The organism is Mangrovivirga cuniculi, from assembly GCF_005166025.1.
Classification (GTDB): domain Bacteria; phylum Bacteroidota; class Bacteroidia; order Cytophagales; family Cyclobacteriaceae; genus Mangrovivirga; species Mangrovivirga cuniculi.
In genome coordinates, this window is record NZ_CP028923.1 from 2783688 (window position 1) to 2801315 (window position 17628).

A 17628-nucleotide genomic window follows, 5' to 3' on the forward strand; every position below is an offset into this window, starting at 1 on the left:
AAAACTCTTAACCTTTAACTGTTTTTGTTCCGGAATTTAACTCATTAATAAATGGCTGATTATAAAACCGCTTACCGGTTGCTTTATACAAAGCATTGGCGAGTGCTCCCATTATTGGCGGGAATGGCGGCTCACCCAACCCAGTCGGATCTATTCCATTTTCTACAAAATACACATCGATAGATTTGGGTGCCTCAGAATGACGGATCAATCTGTAGGTATCAAAATTTTCCTGCTGTGGAATTCCTTCGCTGAATGTCATCTGGCTATACATTGCATGGCCAATGCCATCAACAGTTCCGCCCTCTACCATATTTTTAGCAGCGTCAGGATTTACAACAATACCACAATCTACAGCACAGGTTACTTTATCTATTACAGGTTCATTATCATCCATACTCATGTCCAGAATTTGAGCCACATAAGAGTTATGGCAATAATAGGCTGATACCCCTCTGGCTTTACCTGCACTTTGATCAGACCAGTTGGACTTATCTCTTACCAGCTCTAAAACTACGGCATATCTGGACGGATCATAATCGTTTTTTTCACCGACCGGATCATTTTCTGCTCGTTTTAACATATCTAATCGCATCTGTATAGGATCCTGCCCCATTTCTTCAGCGAGTTCGTCGAGAAATGACTGCTCAGCACCGGCAATAAAATTAGATCTTGGTGCTCTGAAGGCTCCGACAGAAATATTTGTATCAAGTGCCCAGCTTTCAGCGAGGTAATTATCGACAGCTCCTGCAGGAAAACGATTAGCAAATAAAGGACTTTCAGGAATACCTCCTGCATTTACATGGAATCCGGTAAGGTTATTGTTTTCATCTAATGCAGCACGATAAGTAACATGATATGCAGGACGATAAACTCCATTAGTCATATCATCTTCACGAGAATATACAAGCTTTATCGGCTTACCCATTTTTTTTGAAATCACGGCTGCTTCAACCAGAAAGTGACCATAAAGTCTTCTGCCAAATCCACCACCCATACGGGTCATCTGAATATCAATGTCTTCAAGTTTATATCCAAGACGTTTATTTATACTTTTCTCAGCATATTCAGGTGTCTGAATTGGTCCCAATAGCTCTACTTTTTCATCAGTTACATTAGCGAAAAAGTTCATCGGCTCCATACAATTATGAGCCAGAAAAGGACAAGTATAAGACCGTTCAATTACTTTAGCTGCATTCTTAAATGCTTTTTCCGGATCACCATCACGTCTGACAACTTCAGCCTTTTTAGCTCCTATGTCTGCCATTAAAGATTTGTGCCTGTCAGTACTTTCCATGCCCGTAGCGTCATTCATCCCAGCGGATTTCTCGAGTATCTGAATCTTTTTAACAAGGTCAGGTTTAAGATCATATTCTACTTCTAATGCCTTTTTGGCCTGCATTACCTCCCAGGTAGTGTTTCCAACTATTACTGCCAGCTTTGAAAAGGCTGCAGTATCACTCCACTCCTTCTCCATATCTTCCGGATACGTGTCTATCGTGAATACATCGACTATGCCTGGCATATTCTTAACTTTATCGGCATTCATGGATTTAAATTGCATGCCAAAAGCCGCAGGTTGAGCGATCATAGCGATTAACATATCATCTCTGTCTACATCCAGGCCATAAAGTGGCTGTCCGGTAACAATCTTTCGGCCATCAACATTCTTACGGGATGTACCTATAATTTTAAAGTTATCATTTTTCTTAAGCTCAACTTCTTCGGGAACTTCAAGTTCAGATGCAGCTTTGGCAATATCTCCATAATTGACAGTTCGATCGCTGGCTTTATGTTTTATGATGCCTTTATCAACAGTCAATTCAGACTCTGAAACTTCCAGTTGTTTTGCCGCAGCAATAAGAAGCATTTGCCTGGCTGTCGCTCCTGCCATTCTTAATCCTTCCCAACCCTGACGTATCGATTGACTTCCACCGGCAAGTTGCCTTGTGAAAATATCAGTATTTAGAGGTGCCTGTTCAACTACCACATTATTCCAGTCAACGTCGAGCTCTTCTGCCACAATCATAGGCATGGATGTTTTTACATTTTGTCCTATTTCCGGGTTTGGTGAATAAATCGTTACAACTCCATTTTCACCGACTTTTAAATATCCGTTAAGCTCGAACCATTCTTCGGGCATTTCTAATTCAACGTATTCTTCTTCCTCAACACCGGCATTTTCTACTTCGCGCTTACATGCAAGCCAGTTAAAACCGATTATCAGTCCACTACCGGCCATGGAAACACTCTTTATAAAAGATCTTCTTCCTATTCCTGTTTTTAACTTAGTCATCTTTCATGGGGTTAAAATAAACTGACAATTATGCTGATTGAGATTTAGCGGCGGTTTTTATTGCAGCTTTTATACGAGTATAAGTCCCACAACGACATATATTACCATACATCGCATTTTCTATGTCTTTATCACTCGGATTAGGGTTACGCTTTAATAAAGCAGTAGCAGTCATTATCTGTCCCGCCTGGCAATAACCACATTGTGGAACATCGTGTTCCAGCCAGGCTTTTTGCACAGGGTGATCTCCTTTTTCAGAAAGGCCTTCAATCGTTACAATTTCATTATTCGCAACTGTAGATATAGGTAACTGACAGGATCTTACTGCACTTCCATCCATATGAACAGTACATGCTCCACATTGAGCAATTCCACATCCATATTTAGTCCCTACGAGTTTTAAGTGATCCCTTAAAACCCAAAGTAGAGGAGTATTAGGATCTGCATCAACAGTAAGGTCCTTTCCATTAATATTAATATTGAATTCTGCCATGGATTACGATTTTTTATAAATTAATAAAATAATTTATTATATCCGATTGAAGACTCTATATAGTAAGCATTAAAGTGTTAAAAAATTATAAAGAGACTTTTAACACTAATAATGCAATTATATGTATCCACATGCTTAAAAAAATCAATAAGAAAGCGCAAGAAAGTTCTTGCGCTTTTACTATACGAACATAAAGGCTTTTTTTAAGTTTCTTCCTCTCCTTTTTCTTCTGTCGCTGTGGTAACAGAACCAGTAGTTGAATTTCCATAAACAGGTTTTTCATTTCGCAAAATATCAATAACCCTGGCAAAATTTTCTGCAGTCATATAAGGTGTCTCTTCTCCTTTACCCTGAAAAGTGGTAAAATAATATTTACCAAGATCAATCTTTGGATCCCATAAAGCCTGGTATCCTTTAAGTTTAGTCCATCCGGTTGTCCCTTGAGCATAGTGTGGCATGATAGTAAGATTTAGTTAATAATTTTAGATTAGAATACTGATTAGCCCTTATGTAACAATAAATTCACTTATCAGGATGGCATTTGTAAATAATCCTGTTTGGGTATATTTAGAGTTTTCTAATTCTTTATAATACCAAATCTAAAATTGGTTGCATTATCCACTATTATATTGGGTCTATTTTACAGTTATAAAAAAACCGAAGAAGATAAACTCCTTCGGGTTTTAAAATTTTGTTTTAATTAATCAAAATACTCACTAATAAAATATTCTGTGATTATTTTTACTGCTCACAGGTAAGATTTGGCTTAGGTAGAGACCAACTAGATGCATTATCCGAAAAAAGCACACAGGTATTTACATTACCAACATTCCATGATGACAAATCTTGGTTGAACATAAATGCAGCATAAAACATTTTAGTCATATTAGTAACATTTCCTACATTCCATTTAGATAAATCTTGATTGAAAGCTTTAGCCAATTGAAACATAGAAATCATACTTTTTACTTTTTCAACGTTCCAATTTGAAATGTCACCATTAAATTCAATAGCTTGTGTAAACATATATCCCATATTTTCTACGTTGCTAACATCCCATGAAGATATATTTCCATTAAAAGATTCAGCCATATTAAACATAGCTCCCATATTGGTTACATTGCTGACGTCCCAATAATTTAAATCTTGATTGAATGAAACAGCCTCAGAAAACATTAAACTCATATCTGTAACATTACTAACATCCCAATTGGCTATATATTGATTAAAATCATTATTGTCTTGAAAAAGAGATCTCATACTCGTAACAAATGTTGTGATTACTCGTAGAGGTCCTGAACTATACCTAACTCTGGTTTTAAGGAGGGTATTATCTACTATTTCATACATTTGACCTTGATACTCCTATTTTTCCCCGATTTCTGCTGTAGGCATGCAATAAAGAGTGACTCCGTTTTCAGCTAATTGTATCATTTTAGCACAACCATTTTCATCAACTGTTAACCCAGCTTCTGTATTCTCACATTGATCTAAATAATCAGGCACACTATCTCCATCAGAATCAATAGTTTTATCAATGAAAGTAGCAGTTATTTTAATATTCTTATCCATTTTTACCAACAAGGGATTATCAGTTGAAATAATATCTCCTGTCCAGCCTTCAAATTCATACCCTTCTTCAGGAGTTGCAATAACCTCAATGGTTTCTCCTTCTACGACTTTTTTTGTTTCAGGTGTAACAGAACCAGGACCTTGAACCTGAGTTATTAATGTAAAAGAATTTGTTTTTGATTTAAAATTAGCAGTAATATTGTAATCATTGTCCATTTTAATAGACAGTGGATTGTCTGTAGAAACAAGGTCGCCTGACCAACTTTCAAATTCAAATCCCTCATCAGAAATAGCAGTCACCTCAATGGTTTCTCCTGCTTTAACATTTGCTGTTGCTGGTGAAACGGATCCGGAACCTTCTATTTGTGTCGTTAAATTATAAGAAGTAACTACCTCATCTTCTTTACAGCTCGATACGCCCAAAATAAGGGCAAATAAAAAAATGTAATACTTGTTCATTAAAGTGTTTGTTTTGGTTTTTATATAGTTGAATATGAATAGGCAATAGCAGCGAATAGACACATTAATCATATCGCCTTATTGCTTTTGATTTTATTTTACTTTGGTTGATAGATATCCTTTTAAAAAATATGCTGCCAAATGTAATGCTTAATCTTTATAAGGCAAAAAATAAGTCCATTAAAAATTACAGCTATTTGAATTTTCACAGAGTGTTCTAACCTCATAAAATAGTTAACAAACAAATAATTGATTCCCTATTTGATTTAAATCCGATCCAAATGAATTTTGAAAACTCGTAATTAATTATTAGGCAAATCAATCTCAAAAATTGTCCCTTTATTAATTGAACTATAAATATTAACCCCACCATTATTTAATTTCAATAGATGAAGACAAAATGTAAGTCCTACCCCTTTCCCTTCCTCTCCTTTGGTTCCTGTGGTATCAAAAGATATTTCCTGGTTCAAAATTTTATGTATCTGTTCTTCGGTCATTCCCCTACCCTCATCAGTTACTGTTATTATAGCTTTAGATCCGTTTTCTATTGACCTTATCTTTATTGTCGAATGCTCTGGTGAATATTTGATTGAATTATGGATTATGTTTCTGATAATAATCTTAAAATGATTTGGATCCATAAATACATTTCTTCCCAGGACTTCTTTTTCTATTTTTATATTCTTGGATGAAACGTCAAATTTTAATTGATCGATTAGGTTATCAATCTCTTTATCAACATTAATCTGAGATGGATTACATTTTAAACCTTTCAGTTGGTGTAAAGACCAATACAATAGCTCATCTATCATGTTCTTTAATGGAACAAGCTTGGTTTTAATTGTCTTTGAATTTTCCAGAAATTCTTCTTTCGTTATGTATCCCTTGAGAAAGGCATTCAATAGTGATTCAAAGCTTCCTATGGGTCCTCTAACATCATGAGAGATAATATTAATCAATCGGTTTTTTTCTTCATTTGCCTTATTGAGCTTGATTATGATTGCCTCCAGTAATTTTTTTAACAGAATCATCACCAAATAGGATATCAAAATGACTCCTATAGAATTAATGATTAATAAAAATTCCGGGCTATTATAATCCTCTGGTTGCAGTGTGTATTTTATATGTTTAAAATATATAAAAAATATTACTGAGACGAAGCAAACAATCTTTTCAGCTTTGCCGTCTAAAAGAAAAACAGCTACCACCATTACTACAAATAAAAAATTCTCAGTGTCTGTAAATCTTTGGTCATTAAAAGCTAACTGAATACCGATTACAACCAAAGGCAACAAGGTAGCTAATAATATAAATTTTGCTAATGCACCTTTATGAGTGCTGCATAAATAGATAGTGAGTAAACTAATTATTACGATAATGGCATTCAGTAATGCCATATCATATATTTCATATATCAGGCAGCTAACAAATAGCAAAAAGCATAGAATGATCAGAATTAATGATATATAAATAGTGGCAACAATTCGGGTTCGTTCAAATTGATCTTCAATTCCATTTACACTTTGCTTTATAATAACAGATAACATGAATCTCTGAAAATTCGGCTCCTTGGAATTTAATACTTTATCTCTTTATATTCGCTATTAAACCTACTTTTATAGTGAATTTGGTCTTCTTTAATTCGATTTTGGTTAAAAATCCATTTTGGCAATAAAATCATCGATCGGCCAAGTATTGCTTCTGATTTTCATTATTCTTTCATCTGACCGAAATCATTGATAAAAACCTGACAACCAAATACTTTACCGATATAATAAATTAAAATCCTAATAGAAAAATGAATTCATATAAAAGATTCATTAAAGAGAAATTCCGTTCAAGTCTTTAAGTTTAAAAACACCATTATATTGACTAAAATCTAGAAACTGATTTAAAAAAATAAAAATATTATAATATGAATTTTGATAAATATGCTTCTAAAGGAAACCGAATTTTAAACGAAATAGCATCAGAATTTGGGCCTCCCGAAAATTCTGATCTATCAGCCCGATTGCTTAGATCTACGTTGCATACTCTTCGGGAAAGATTAACAGTGGAAGAATCCTTTCATCTACTGGCTCAATTACCATTTGTTTTAAAAGCTATGTACGTAGACGGATGGAAATACAACAACAAACCTGAACGCATTAAGACGATCAAGGATTTTGTCAGGAAAGTAATCCATGAGGACAGACCAGTGGCCCACCATGATATCCAAACTGCTAAGGATGGTGAAAACGCTGTGAAAGCTGTACTAAAAATTTTACAAAAACATGTGTCTCAGGGGGAATTTGAGGATATCCTTTTAACGATACCTGGAGATTTACATCCTCTTTTTGGAAAAGAACCCGTTAAAAGTTAAAATGGACATTTACTTTCCCCAGGGGAAAGCTTCAGGCATTTGATTTCCGTCCGACTCAATATGTAATGGGTGAAGTGCTTTGGATTCATCGATGTAAAAAAAGACATCGTATCGAAAAGGGATTACACTAGGAACGGAATTGCCATATAATATATATCATTTTCCGAATGATATCCCATGCCTATACTATCAATATTATTGTGCTTTATTTAATAGTTTAGTTTTCAACAAAAAAAGGCCTGTATTTTTAAAAAATGCTTTTTACATTCCGGATATTAGCATGACTGGAAGAAATAGGATTTAATCAGATCATAAAAGTACCCAAATCGACATCCAACCCACCGGAAGCTGAATAATTTGACACTTCTTTAACTTTGATGTTTTTAAACACCGGACTTTTATAAATTTCCTTTTCGCTTTTATAAACCTTAAAAAAAATGTCAGGGTCCTTTTCAGCAGGGGAATCCAGAGATCTAAACTTTTTTCTATAGATACTTATTGAGGCATGACCGAAATTATCTAATCCGGTTTCACCAAGAAAATCATCTTTGATTAAATCTTCATCATAAAACTCAACACGATAGTCATCACCGCTTAACGGTTCTTTGTTATCCTTTCTGATTAAATCCAACCGAATATTTAGTTTATCATCCATGACCTTATCCTTACTATAAATTTAGTAAGAATATTAATAATATTTAATGATGTAAATAATTATATGTAATTCAGGAATCTCCACCTGGATTTTGTGATGTGAGGAATAAAATAAGCGTTTTATATTGATAAAAAAATTGTAAAAAAAGCCTTCAGTTTACTACTGAAAGCTTATAAAATTGTGGATAAGAAATGAATTTATTAGATATAATCTTTCAATTGGTAGTATAATCTATAAAATCCAATTCCCCTTTATAATATACCGTAATTGGCTTTTTATCTATATTCAATCCCTCGAATGATATTTCATATTCCCCACCATTCCTTGTAACCTTTGCTGTACCGCTATATAAGTTGGAATAGTGTATAAATTGTCCATTAATTAATACCTGGACTTCTCCGTAGTGATAATAGCCCGTTGGAACAAAGTTTTCATGGTTTAGAGTATAATCACCAGGGGCAATTCCATTATCTGATGAAGAAAACATTTCTAAATAAAGAGCAAACCCTGTACCTTCTAGATATTTCTTACCACTACCTTGTGTGAAATGAAGCCCTTCTGAAATAATTCTAAGATCCATCCAGTTTCCTTCAAAATTTAACCCTGAACTGGGATTAGAATCAGTACCAAAGTTTTCAATAAGACCAGATGTCATATGGTAATTATTACCGTCAAATGACGATTCTCCCCGATTAACATTATTAGGTGCAGGATCCTCTTTAGGATCTTTACAGCCGGTAATTGATAAAAGAATTATCAGAGAGGCTATAGATAATTGTTTAAAAAATCTCATTTTCTTAGTGATTAAAGTTTTAGTTATTCATTAGTTGATTACTTTCAGGGGCTAAAATAAATGATTTCTTATCTAAAGAGAAAATATGAGATGATTTTACATCCGATTATTTGTTATTTTATTAATCAACTTGTCCAGGCCTTATGGGAAAATAGATCCGAAAATTAGTCCCCTCCCCTTTCCTGCTATTTATTTTTACTTGCCCATTATTCATTTTTAACAAATGCATACAAAAAGCCAGTCCAACACCTTTACCAACTTCACCATCAGTACCAACAGTATCAAACGATACATCCCGATTGAAAATCTTTTGAATTTGATCCTCAGTCATTCCCTGACCGAAATCTAATACAGATATGTTAACCTTATTACCTTCAATTTGACTGTTAATATGTACAATTGAATTTTCTCGAGAATATTTAATCGAATTATGAATAATATTTCTCATGATTATCTTAAAATGGTTCGGATCAAGGTAGGCATTTTTACTTTCAAAATTTTTGATAATCTTAATCCTTTTATCCTTATAAGTTTGTTCTAATTGAAATAAAATTTGGTCAATTTCCCGTTCAATATTTACTGGAAAAGGGTTGCTCTTTAGACCTCCTAATTGATCCATTGACCAATACAATAATTCATCGACCATAACCTGGACAGGCCCAAGTCTTTCTTTTACATATTTAGAGTGATTGATAAACTCAGATTTATTTATATATCCTTTTTCACTGGCATTTAAAATAGTTTCAAAGGTTTTAATTGGTTCCCGGATATCGTGAGATAAAATATTTATCAACCTACTTTTATCATCGTTTGCTTTATTTAGTCTTTCCAGACTTTGATTAAATACTTTGTTCTTTCTGATTTTAAAAAAACAGCAAACAAAAAGGCTTCCAAAGACAAAAAATATCACTATCAAGACACTAACCATTCTTTCAGTATCCAAAAAATCAGATAATCCAAATAGATCATATTTACGATCTATGAACAAAAATGCGATTACAGAAGTAATCAGTAGGAATATTACTATCAGTAGTAAAATCCTGAAGATTTTATTTTTCATTATCTTTTTTTACAAAAACAGAGACAAAATTAACAAGAAAATATAAAAACTAATATATTTTCCATAATTTTATATCAATGAAAAACAGAATACTTAATAAAGCAATCGAGTTATTTACTATATATGGATTCAGGGCTATTTCTATGGGAAGGATAGCCAGAGAATTAGGGTGTTCCACAAAAACCCTCTATCAGCACTATCCCAATAAGACTTTAATCATTAAAAACATGGTTGAACAAGGGATACTAATTGACCAACAATTTATTAATGAAATCGATAAACAAGATATTTTATCAATTGAAAAATTATTGAAATTTAAGGGCTTTATTTATAGTCGGCATCTTCAAAATCTATATCCGGGAATGACTGACGATCTTAAGAAGTATGAGCCGGATATATATACTTTAATAGAAATATTTTTTCAGGAAACACTTTCAATTTGGTTTATTAAAACACTAGAAAAAGGAAAAAATGAAGGTTTTTTCAGGGAAAACATAAATTCTGATATTCTTTCCAAATACCTTATAGAATTATCTATGAAATCTTTATCCTCTCAAATATTCCCTGCTTATGAACTTAGAGCCAGTAAAGCTTATGCGGAATTAACAGAAAATTTCTTATATGGAATTTCTTCTATTAAAGGGGTGAAATATCTGGATGAAAATTTCAGTAAATACATAAATATTAAATAATATGTAAACTGTTTATTTTTCCCACAAACAAACCTGTTTTCATTCTGAATTTAGTCTGGAGATTTTTTTCAATTGATTCAAGACTTTTTTTAATGTATTTTTCAGGATAGAACTTTTTAAACAACATTAAACATGAAAAAACTACTCTATACCGGATTATTGCTTGGTCTCCTTGCTTGTGGTTCTCAATCTGACACACAAGATCAGACAGAAAATACCTCAGATACTACCAAAGTAGGTCCGATACAAAAGAAAGTAAACGATTTTGCCAAGGTAACTCTGACAACGGATCTGTCAGATCTAAGTGAAAATGAGAAAAAGATGATTCCTTTACTGATTGAGGCATCTCAAATTATGGATAAGCTATTTTGGAGAGAAGCTTACGGCAATAAAGAAGAATTAATGGATGGTCTGACTGAGGCCGAACAGGCCTATGCTGAAATCAATTACGGTCCATGGGAACGTTTAAATAATGACAAACCATTTATCGAAGGTGTTGGTCCCAAACCTGCAGGAGCTCAATTCTATCCTGAAGATATGACTAAAGAAGAGTTCGAGCAATGGGATGAACCCAACAAGGATGGTCAGTATTCTTTTGTTAGAAGAGATGAAAATGGAGAATTATATTTAGAGCCGTATCATGTTGCTTTTGAAGAAGAAGTTGCCAGGGCCGCGGAACTATTGCGTCAGGCTGCCGAATTAGCTGAAGAAGAGGGACTTAAAAAATATCTGACATTACGTGCTGAAGCACTTTTAGATGATAATTACCTGGAGTCAGACATGGCCTGGATGGATATGAAGGATAATACAATCGATGTTGTTATCGGTCCTATTGAAAATTATGAAGATAAACTTTACAACTATCGCTCTGCACACGAAGCATACATCTTAATAAAAGATAAAAAGTGGAGTGAAAGATTAGAAAAGTTCGCTTCATTTTTACCTGAATTACAAGAAGGATTACCGGTTGCTGATGAATATAAAAAAGAAATGCCGGGTACCTCATCTCAGCTAAATGCTTATGATGTCATATATTATGCTGGAGATTGTAATGCAGGAAGTAAGACTATTGCGATTAACCTGCCAAATGATGAGCGTGTTCAATTAAAGAAAGGGTCAAGGCGTTTACAGCTTAAAAATGCAATGAAAGCTAAGTTTGATAAGATCTTAGTGCCAATTTCTGAAGAGCTGGTAAGTGAGGATCAGAGAAAACACATTACTTTCGATGCGTTTTTTGCGAATACTATGTTTCATGAAGTTGCACATGGATTAGGCATTAAGAATACCATCGACGGAAAAGGCACAGTGAGAGCAGCACTGAAAGAAAAGGGTTCAGCTATAGAAGAAGGAAAAGCAGATATTCTTGGCTTATACATGGTGACAAAGTTGCATGAAAAGGGAGAGATCGAAGGAGAATTAATGGACTACTATGTTACCTTCATGGCAGGAATATTTCGATCTGTAAGATTCGGTGCATCAAGTGCGCATGGCCAGGCGAATATGATTCGATTTAATTACTTCCAGGAAATGGATGCGTTTAATTACGATGAAGAAACCGGTCAATACTCGGTGAACTTCGAGAATTTCCAGAAAGCAATGAATTCACTTTCAGAAAAGATATTAACTCTTCAGGGTGATGGTGATTATGAAGGAGTCACAGTTCTTTTTGAAGAAAAAGGAAGCATAAGTCCTGAATTACAAGACGCATTGGATAAAGTAACAGAAGCTGGGATACCAGTGGATATCAGATTCAACCAGGGAACAGATGTTCTGGGTATTTAGAGCGTAAAATTATTATTGAAAAGCCAGCATATTCATTTATGCTGGCTTTTTTTATCAAATGCCAAGAATAAAGATGTTCTTGTTCCCATTTATTTTAATTCGGATCACAGATCCTATGATAACTGTTCCACATTACAAATGTCGAATAGCTTCTTTCTCTTATGAAGCTGCTTTAAAAAATGAAAATCACCGATATATAGATGCTCTTCAGAATTTGCAATCCTGAAGCCTTATTGCTGGATTTGCTATACGGTTTTAGGTTATCATATAAAGATAACTTCCGATGCCCTGGTTCGTGTCTCCACGAAACAGATTAAACATTAATAAATTCTGCTCCCTGGTTCAAGCGTCGCGCTTGGACCGTTTATATAAATTGGCAGGATTACCTTCGGTGATCCTGGTTTTTGGGTCGGTGCTAATGAAAACCCATCCCGCTATCGCGATATATTTTTTTTTGCTTGTACTGCCCAATTTCAAGCGAGCTTGACTCATATAATCTTGCATCATCTTTAACCAACTGCCCCTGGTTCAAGCGTCGCCCTTGGACCGTTTATAATGATAAATTAGCAGGATTACCTGGCGGTGATCCTGATTTTTGGGTCGGTGCTAATGAAAACCCACCCCCTATCGGGGGCTAGTTTTGTTGTTTATGCCAGTCAAGATCAAGCAAGCTTGGTATCATATAATATTGATCCATCATAATCTACTGCCCCTGGTTCAAGCGTCGCGCTTGGACCATTTATAATGATAAATTGGCAGGATTACCTAACGGTGATCCTGAGTTTTGGGGCGGTGCTAATGAAAACCTTATCGCTATCGCGATATTTTTTTTTGCTTGTACTTTCCAATTTCAAGCAAGCTTGGCATTTCTCCGATGACGCCCTGGTTCGTGTCTCCACGAAACAGATTAAACATTAATAAATTCTGCTCCCTGGTTCAAGCGTCTCGCTTGGACCGTATTATTGATTTACATGTAGATGATCTTTGGAAAATATAATTTCATTTTGATAAAGTATTCCTATCATCCCTCCATCCTATTAATCCTAGTTCAGACAAATATCAGGATTACCTTCGGTGATCCTGAAATTGGGTCGGTGCTAATGAAAACCCATCCCGCTATCGCGGAATTGTTTTGTTGTTTTAAGCACAAGCTCAAGTAAAACTTGGCTTGATCTTAAAACAACAAAACCCAGCACTTTTGTGCTGGGTTTTCATTGTCGGGGTGGCAGGATTTTAACCCTACCCTTAAACCCGTTTATTTTCAATGACTTACGAACTATTTGAAATATTAACTCACCGAATTACTCACTTATAATTTGATGTTTTTTGATAAAGAAAAGTTAATTGATTTGGAAGAAAGTTAAAAACTTTAAAACAAAATGAATCATTATAAAAGCTTCCAGAATAATCTGGAAGCTTAAAATCTTAATATTGCAAATAATCTGAATCATTAACTTTATCTCCTATGGAATCATTTAAAATTTTATAGTAATACTTGAATTCTGTATATTTTAGAGAAATTGTTTCTATACCTTCATCCGAAAAATAGGTGATTTCTGGTTCTAAAATTAATCCATCATCAATAAACCCTTGAATTATTTCTTCAGCTTTTTTAGACGAATACCCTTTTTTATTTATTAATGAATCTTCATAAGATTTATATCTCCTTGCTAAATTAAATGTAGATTTTGTTCTAATATCATCTGGATAATAAAATAATCTTTCTTTTGAAATGTTATTATTCTTATCCTCGTTTGCATTTGTTTTTTTATTCACGCATCCAATTAAAATCGTAAATATAAATTGTAAGATTAGAATCTTTTTCATCAATAATAGTAGTTTTTTGTTTCTGGTAAAGATAATTCAATTGGAGGTCCATCTAATAAATTAATATTGATTATTCTAGCTTTATTTGAATCCATATCTGAAGATAATTGAATAGATAATCGTTCTAATAATTTAAGATAATCTTTAGATGTACCACCTTTAAAGATATTTTTATAATCACTCATATTTTTCGAATTCCCATATTTTTTAATCATTTCATAATTTGTTAAATCAATTTTTGTTTGATCATCCAAATTAGCATCAAATACACCGGTCGCATCCGCTAGATCTATATTTCCTAATATATTATCAGCCTCTTTCATCCTTGCACCTGCTAAGTCTCTTTCTGCTTGAGCACGGTCTATTTTATAAGCTTCATTTAGTATATCTCCCTTTTCCATACTAATTGGAATATCGATTAATATACTAGTTAATGGGTATGCGGGATGTCTACCTTTACCTATTATTTTATTTACGTTATCTGCTCCTCGTATATATGATGCCCTTTCTAAAAGACTTCCAACACTTGGATGACTTTTTAAAAGCCAATAAGCTTGAATCCCATAATTGTATGTCCCAGATCTCTTATTAGAAAAAGGATGTTTAATTATACCTGTCATAATGGGAATTATATTGGGAGCCGGGCCTACTGCATTACCATCATTATCAACCATATTTATAGGGTTGTTTCCTAGTAAACTATAAGGAGACACATTAGGATATTCATCAGATAATGCATCAACTGAAATCCATATACTTGATTTTGGATTGCTATATCTAGCCCCATAGTAATACAACCCGGTTTCTTCGTCTAACTCTTTGCCGTTAAACAAGTATGGAGTTCTATTTGTATTGCTGTGTTCTTCAACAAAGGTTTCGCCGAAGGCCATATACTCTAAGTGCTGGTATACTTCTCCGCTTGCATCGGTGATGTAGCTAGAGCTACCAAGATGATCCGGGTGATAGTAGTACTGGAATGGTTCTGAGGCGGAACCACCATTTCCTCCTTTGCCATTAAGCTGGCCTGGAGGAATTTTACCGCTTTTACCGGCTGTTAAGATCTCTCCGTTCTCGCCTAAGAATTTCAGGTTCTTACCAGCCCTGCATTCCGGCTCCTCGCTAAAAATGTTCACTGGACATTTTCTAAACGCTCGGACCTCCACATACTTTGCCATTCTTGGCGCCATAGTCTATTTTGTCTCCACCAGCTACACGGTTGTCTATTGCATCATCATAACCACCACCAAGCTTACTTACTATTCGCTGGCTTTCGATATAATAATGCTTGGTATAACTTCCGCTTCTGATATAATAAATAAAGAATATTTGTTTTTACCTGCCCTGCAATCTGGCCCTTCGCTAAATATGTCCACTGGACATATTATTAACGCTTAGTCCTCCATATTTCCGGAGCCACTTCTGTGGCTACCGTCTTTGTAGACTGCCTGTCCCTGGCTTTTGCCTTTTAACCTGGATTATACAATAGAAATCGTGATGAGATTTTAAAACACTAAGAAAGAGACACTTATGTTGATGAGGCATAACACCGCTATGGTGATTCAACAAACTTGTGTTAAGAGGCTCTTTCAAAGAGTTTTATAGTCGGAATAGATTCTCTCTTGAATATTTCAGGTTTAATACTCTTGTCCGGATTGAAAAAAAAGCCTCCAGGATAATCTGAAGGCTTCAATATTATATTTTGATCAGCTTGTTAATCTTTATTAATGTTGTAAATGCTGATTCAGACAATTTAGCCGAAGTTACTTTGCCGAACGCGTTTTGTTGAAAAAACAACGCGCTTGAGTGGAGTCTGAAGTTACGCTATCGTTAACCTCCTGACATTAGCGGTTTTTGATAATTTGTTGGATTATTTTTGATTTGATATGTAGCCCATAAATAGGTTGCTATTTTTGTGAATATTCCTGGAACATTATCCCCAGAATCAAATATAAACTCAATATTTTCATCTGAAATAAGTTTTAAATGAAAATATTTTGCATGAATAAAATTTGATATGTATTTCTTTTTAGAGCTTGAAAAATTAACTTGGTTTAACATGTTCTTTAGGATTAATTTCTCACGATCATCAATATTGTAAATATTACTAGTTGAATCATCAAAATTATATACTCTGAACTCCTTGTCATTTAAATTTATTTCAAACTTTAAATCTTGACATATAGGATCATTTGCACATGAAGAAATTATTAATATGAAGTTTGGGAATTTATTTTGTCTTAAATTATCAATTCTGGTTAATAATAGTGAATGCTTACTCGCTGTACTATCTAATGATTTTAAGAAGAGTGTATCCGAATTAATATTCATTACTTGGTAAACATCTAAAATCACCTCTCCTGTACTATTATAATATGGAGTTTCAATATAAATGGTATCTTCTTTTAATTCCCACTTTGAAAAAGGAAAATACTCTTTATATAAAACTAAGGTGTCATCAAAAACAAAGAAATCTTCTGAAGTATTATCTTGCCAATACCCATTTAATGATTTTTTATTAAAAATTTCTTTATTTGACTTATTTTCATTACACGAAATGAGACAATAAAAATCCCTATTACTAGTAAATATCTTTTCATATTATTTTAAATGGTCTATAATATCTTCTCTATAACTCGCGGTTATAGTATTAAATGTCGGATGGTTTTTCTGCATCATATAAATTTGTTTATGATCTCCAGGTAAATGACTCAATCCCATGCTAGCGTGTCCTTTAAACTCATGAACACCTAAAATACTAATGACGTTTGAAACTGTAATTAAATGTTTTGTTCCGTATTTTTGACTATAATTTGCTGTTACTTTAATAGTTCCATTTGACGCACTACCTGTAAATTCATAAGGTTCTCCGGTTTCTGGATTTATTTGACCTTTATAGAGACCTGAAGCATTTTGACCAAATCTCATTTTAGAACCATCATTATAATTTTCACTTGAAATTGAACGTCCACCGTCAATCGAAACTTGTTGATTATAAAGTTTATCAATATTGTAACCATATTTTTTTAATATTGATGTAAATATTCTAGATGCTGCTTTTGCAGATATACCTGATCCATTAATCCCTACACTTCTTTCATCTAAATCCTTTTGGAGTGCTAAGTTTGTTTGAGTCCTATCATTTAGCGTTTCTTCTCCATGAATAAATTTAATATCATTAAAATCTGATTGTTTTAAAATTCTTATGTTATCAGTTTCTTTATTATCCTCGTACAAGAAGTCTCCATTTTCATTATAATACCTGTCAAATGCTCCATCAGGATCAATTCTTACAACAGGATTATTTTGAACATAATTATATGGTGACAACCATGATCTATGTTCTGCCATCGGATCCACACCCAAAAACATGCCAATCTGCGCATCATAATACCTAGCTCCATAGTAATACAACCCTGTTTCTTCGTCTAGCTCTTTACCATTAAACAAATATGGAGTTCTATTTGTGTTGCTGTGTTCTTCTACAAAGGTTTCGCCGAAGGCCATGTATTGCTCACAGTTGTGTTTATTTTTTTAAGGAGTTCGCGAACCTCGTTCCTCGGTTTCAAAATGCTGGTATACTTCTCCGCTTGCATCGGTGATGTAGCTCCCACCCTACAACCTGGCCCCTCACTAAAAT

General features: G+C 34.0%; 16 protein-coding genes. 3 read left to right on the forward strand and 13 right to left on the reverse strand.

The features are described from left to right. Window positions 1–7 precede the first annotated feature (7 nt). The 6 genes from DCC35_RS12170 to DCC35_RS12195 form a co-directional block, all read right to left on the reverse strand. Complete coding sequence (locus DCC35_RS12170; RefSeq protein ID WP_137091061.1) at window positions 8–2296, reverse strand: xanthine dehydrogenase family protein molybdopterin-binding subunit; 2289 nt, start codon at window positions 2294–2296, stop codon at window positions 8–10. 28 nt (window positions 2297–2324) lie between these two features. Continuing rightward, window positions 2325–2789 carry a (2Fe-2S)-binding protein gene (locus DCC35_RS12175; RefSeq protein WP_137091062.1) on the reverse strand — a complete coding sequence of 155 codons (465 nt, stop codon included), beginning with the start codon at window positions 2787–2789 and terminating at the stop codon, window positions 2325–2327. A gap of 203 nt (window positions 2790–2992) precedes the next feature. After that, window positions 2993–3247, reverse strand: a complete 255-nt coding sequence (locus DCC35_RS12180; RefSeq protein ID WP_137091063.1) for a hypothetical protein — start codon at window positions 3245–3247, stop codon at window positions 2993–2995. 283 nt (window positions 3248–3530) lie between these two features. Next, window positions 3531–4139, reverse strand: coding sequence for a BspA family leucine-rich repeat surface protein (locus DCC35_RS12185; RefSeq protein ID WP_137091064.1), 609 nt, complete (start codon window positions 4137–4139; stop codon window positions 3531–3533). Between the two features lie 15 nt (window positions 4140–4154). Further along, entirely contained in the window at window positions 4155–4820 is a 666-nt protein-coding gene (locus tag DCC35_RS12190) for an InlB B-repeat-containing protein (RefSeq protein ID WP_175402809.1), read from the reverse strand. 302 nt (window positions 4821–5122) lie between these two features. Continuing rightward, a complete protein-coding gene (locus DCC35_RS12195) occupies window positions 5123–6367 on the reverse strand; it encodes a sensor histidine kinase (protein WP_137091066.1) in 1245 nt (414 codons plus the stop codon). Between the two features lie 368 nt (window positions 6368–6735). On the opposite strand from DCC35_RS12195, the gene DCC35_RS12200 reads away from it, so the two are divergent. Continuing rightward, window positions 6736–7182: a DUF2267 domain-containing protein gene (locus DCC35_RS12200; RefSeq protein WP_137091067.1), complete on the forward strand. Its 447-nt coding sequence runs from the start codon at window positions 6736–6738 to the stop codon at window positions 7180–7182. 304 nt (window positions 7183–7486) lie between these two features. On the opposite strand, the gene DCC35_RS12205 is transcribed toward DCC35_RS12200, so the two are convergent. The 3 genes from DCC35_RS12205 to DCC35_RS12215 form a co-directional block, all read right to left on the reverse strand. Next, window positions 7487–7837: a C2 domain-containing protein gene (locus DCC35_RS12205; RefSeq protein ID WP_137091068.1), complete on the reverse strand. Its 351-nt coding sequence runs from the start codon at window positions 7835–7837 to the stop codon at window positions 7487–7489. Window positions 7838–8051: 214 nt separating this feature from the next. Then, complete coding sequence (locus DCC35_RS12210; RefSeq protein WP_137091069.1) at window positions 8052–8630, reverse strand: hypothetical protein; 579 nt, start codon at window positions 8628–8630, stop codon at window positions 8052–8054. A gap of 121 nt (window positions 8631–8751) precedes the next feature. Next, window positions 8752–9690, reverse strand: coding sequence for a sensor histidine kinase (locus DCC35_RS12215; protein ID WP_137091070.1), 939 nt, complete (start codon window positions 9688–9690; stop codon window positions 8752–8754). A gap of 77 nt (window positions 9691–9767) precedes the next feature. Here DCC35_RS12215 and DCC35_RS12220 point away from each other — a divergent pair, with 77 nt between their 5' ends. Together DCC35_RS12220 and DCC35_RS12230 are read left to right on the forward strand one after the other, a co-directional pair. Beyond that, a complete protein-coding gene (locus DCC35_RS12220; protein WP_137091071.1) occupies window positions 9768–10382 on the forward strand; it encodes a TetR/AcrR family transcriptional regulator in 615 nt (204 codons plus the stop codon). A 132-nt stretch (window positions 10383–10514) separates the two neighbouring features. Next, entirely contained in the window at window positions 10515–12164 is a 1650-nt protein-coding gene (locus tag DCC35_RS12230) for a dipeptidyl-peptidase 3 family protein (protein WP_137091072.1), read from the forward strand. Between the two features lie 1425 nt (window positions 12165–13589). Here DCC35_RS12230 and DCC35_RS12235 read toward each other — a convergent pair. The 4 genes from DCC35_RS12235 to DCC35_RS20940 all read right to left on the reverse strand — a co-directional run bounded on the left by DCC35_RS12235 (window position 13590) and on the right by DCC35_RS20940 (window position 17495). Next, window positions 13590–13991 carry a hypothetical protein gene (locus tag DCC35_RS12235; protein WP_137091073.1) on the reverse strand — a complete coding sequence of 134 codons (402 nt, stop codon included), beginning with the start codon at window positions 13989–13991 and terminating at the stop codon, window positions 13590–13592. After that, a complete protein-coding gene (locus DCC35_RS12240) occupies window positions 13991–15166 on the reverse strand; it encodes an RHS repeat domain-containing protein (protein ID WP_217495827.1) in 1176 nt (391 codons plus the stop codon). The genes DCC35_RS12235 and DCC35_RS12240 overlap by 1 nt, the downstream gene beginning before the upstream one ends. Before the next feature lie 652 nt (window positions 15167–15818). Beyond that, window positions 15819–16319 (reverse strand): hypothetical protein, encoded by a 501-nt coding sequence (locus DCC35_RS12245; protein WP_137091075.1) that lies wholly within the window; start codon window positions 16317–16319, stop codon window positions 15819–15821. Window positions 16320–16589: 270 nt separating this feature from the next. Then, window positions 16590–17495 (reverse strand): RHS repeat-associated core domain-containing protein, encoded by a 906-nt coding sequence (locus tag DCC35_RS20940; RefSeq protein ID WP_217495828.1) that lies wholly within the window; start codon window positions 17493–17495, stop codon window positions 16590–16592. Window positions 17496–17628: the final 133 nt, after the last annotated feature.

Coding starts and splice junctions, on each gene's coding strand:
- DCC35_RS12245 (WP_137091075.1), bottom strand. CDS start 16,319: ATGAATATTAATTCGGATACACTCTTCTTAAAATCATTAGATAGTACA.
- DCC35_RS12240 (WP_217495827.1), bottom strand. CDS start 15,166: ATGGCAAAGTATGTGGAGGTCCGAGCGTTTAGAAAATGTCCAGTGAAC.
- DCC35_RS12185 (WP_137091064.1), bottom strand. CDS start 4,139: ATGTATGAAATAGTAGATAATACCCTCCTTAAAACCAGAGTTAGGTAT.
- DCC35_RS12195 (WP_137091066.1), bottom strand. CDS start 6,367: ATGTTATCTGTTATTATAAAGCAAAGTGTAAATGGAATTGAAGATCAA.
- DCC35_RS12230 (WP_137091072.1), top strand. CDS start 10,515: ATGAAAAAACTACTCTATACCGGATTATTGCTTGGTCTCCTTGCTTGT.
- DCC35_RS12220 (WP_137091071.1), top strand. CDS start 9,768: ATGAAAAACAGAATACTTAATAAAGCAATCGAGTTATTTACTATATAT.
- DCC35_RS12180 (WP_137091063.1), bottom strand. CDS start 3,247: ATGCCACACTATGCTCAAGGGACAACCGGATGGACTAAACTTAAAGGA.
- DCC35_RS12210 (WP_137091069.1), bottom strand. CDS start 8,630: ATGAGATTTTTTAAACAATTATCTATAGCCTCTCTGATAATTCTTTTA.
- DCC35_RS12205 (WP_137091068.1), bottom strand. CDS start 7,837: ATGGATGATAAACTAAATATTCGGTTGGATTTAATCAGAAAGGATAAC.
- DCC35_RS20940 (WP_217495828.1), bottom strand. CDS start 17,495: ATGGCCTTCGGCGAAACCTTTGTAGAAGAACACAGCAACACAAATAGA.
- DCC35_RS12175 (WP_137091062.1), bottom strand. CDS start 2,789: ATGGCAGAATTCAATATTAATATTAATGGAAAGGACCTTACTGTTGAT.
- DCC35_RS12200 (WP_137091067.1), top strand. CDS start 6,736: ATGAATTTTGATAAATATGCTTCTAAAGGAAACCGAATTTTAAACGAA.
- DCC35_RS12190 (WP_175402809.1), bottom strand. CDS start 4,820: ATGAACAAGTATTACATTTTTTTATTTGCCCTTATTTTGGGCGTATCG.
- DCC35_RS12235 (WP_137091073.1), bottom strand. CDS start 13,991: ATGAAAAAGATTCTAATCTTACAATTTATATTTACGATTTTAATTGGA.
- DCC35_RS12215 (WP_137091070.1), bottom strand. CDS start 9,690: ATGAAAAATAAAATCTTCAGGATTTTACTACTGATAGTAATATTCCTA.
- DCC35_RS12170 (WP_137091061.1), bottom strand. CDS start 2,296: ATGACTAAGTTAAAAACAGGAATAGGAAGAAGATCTTTTATAAAGAGT.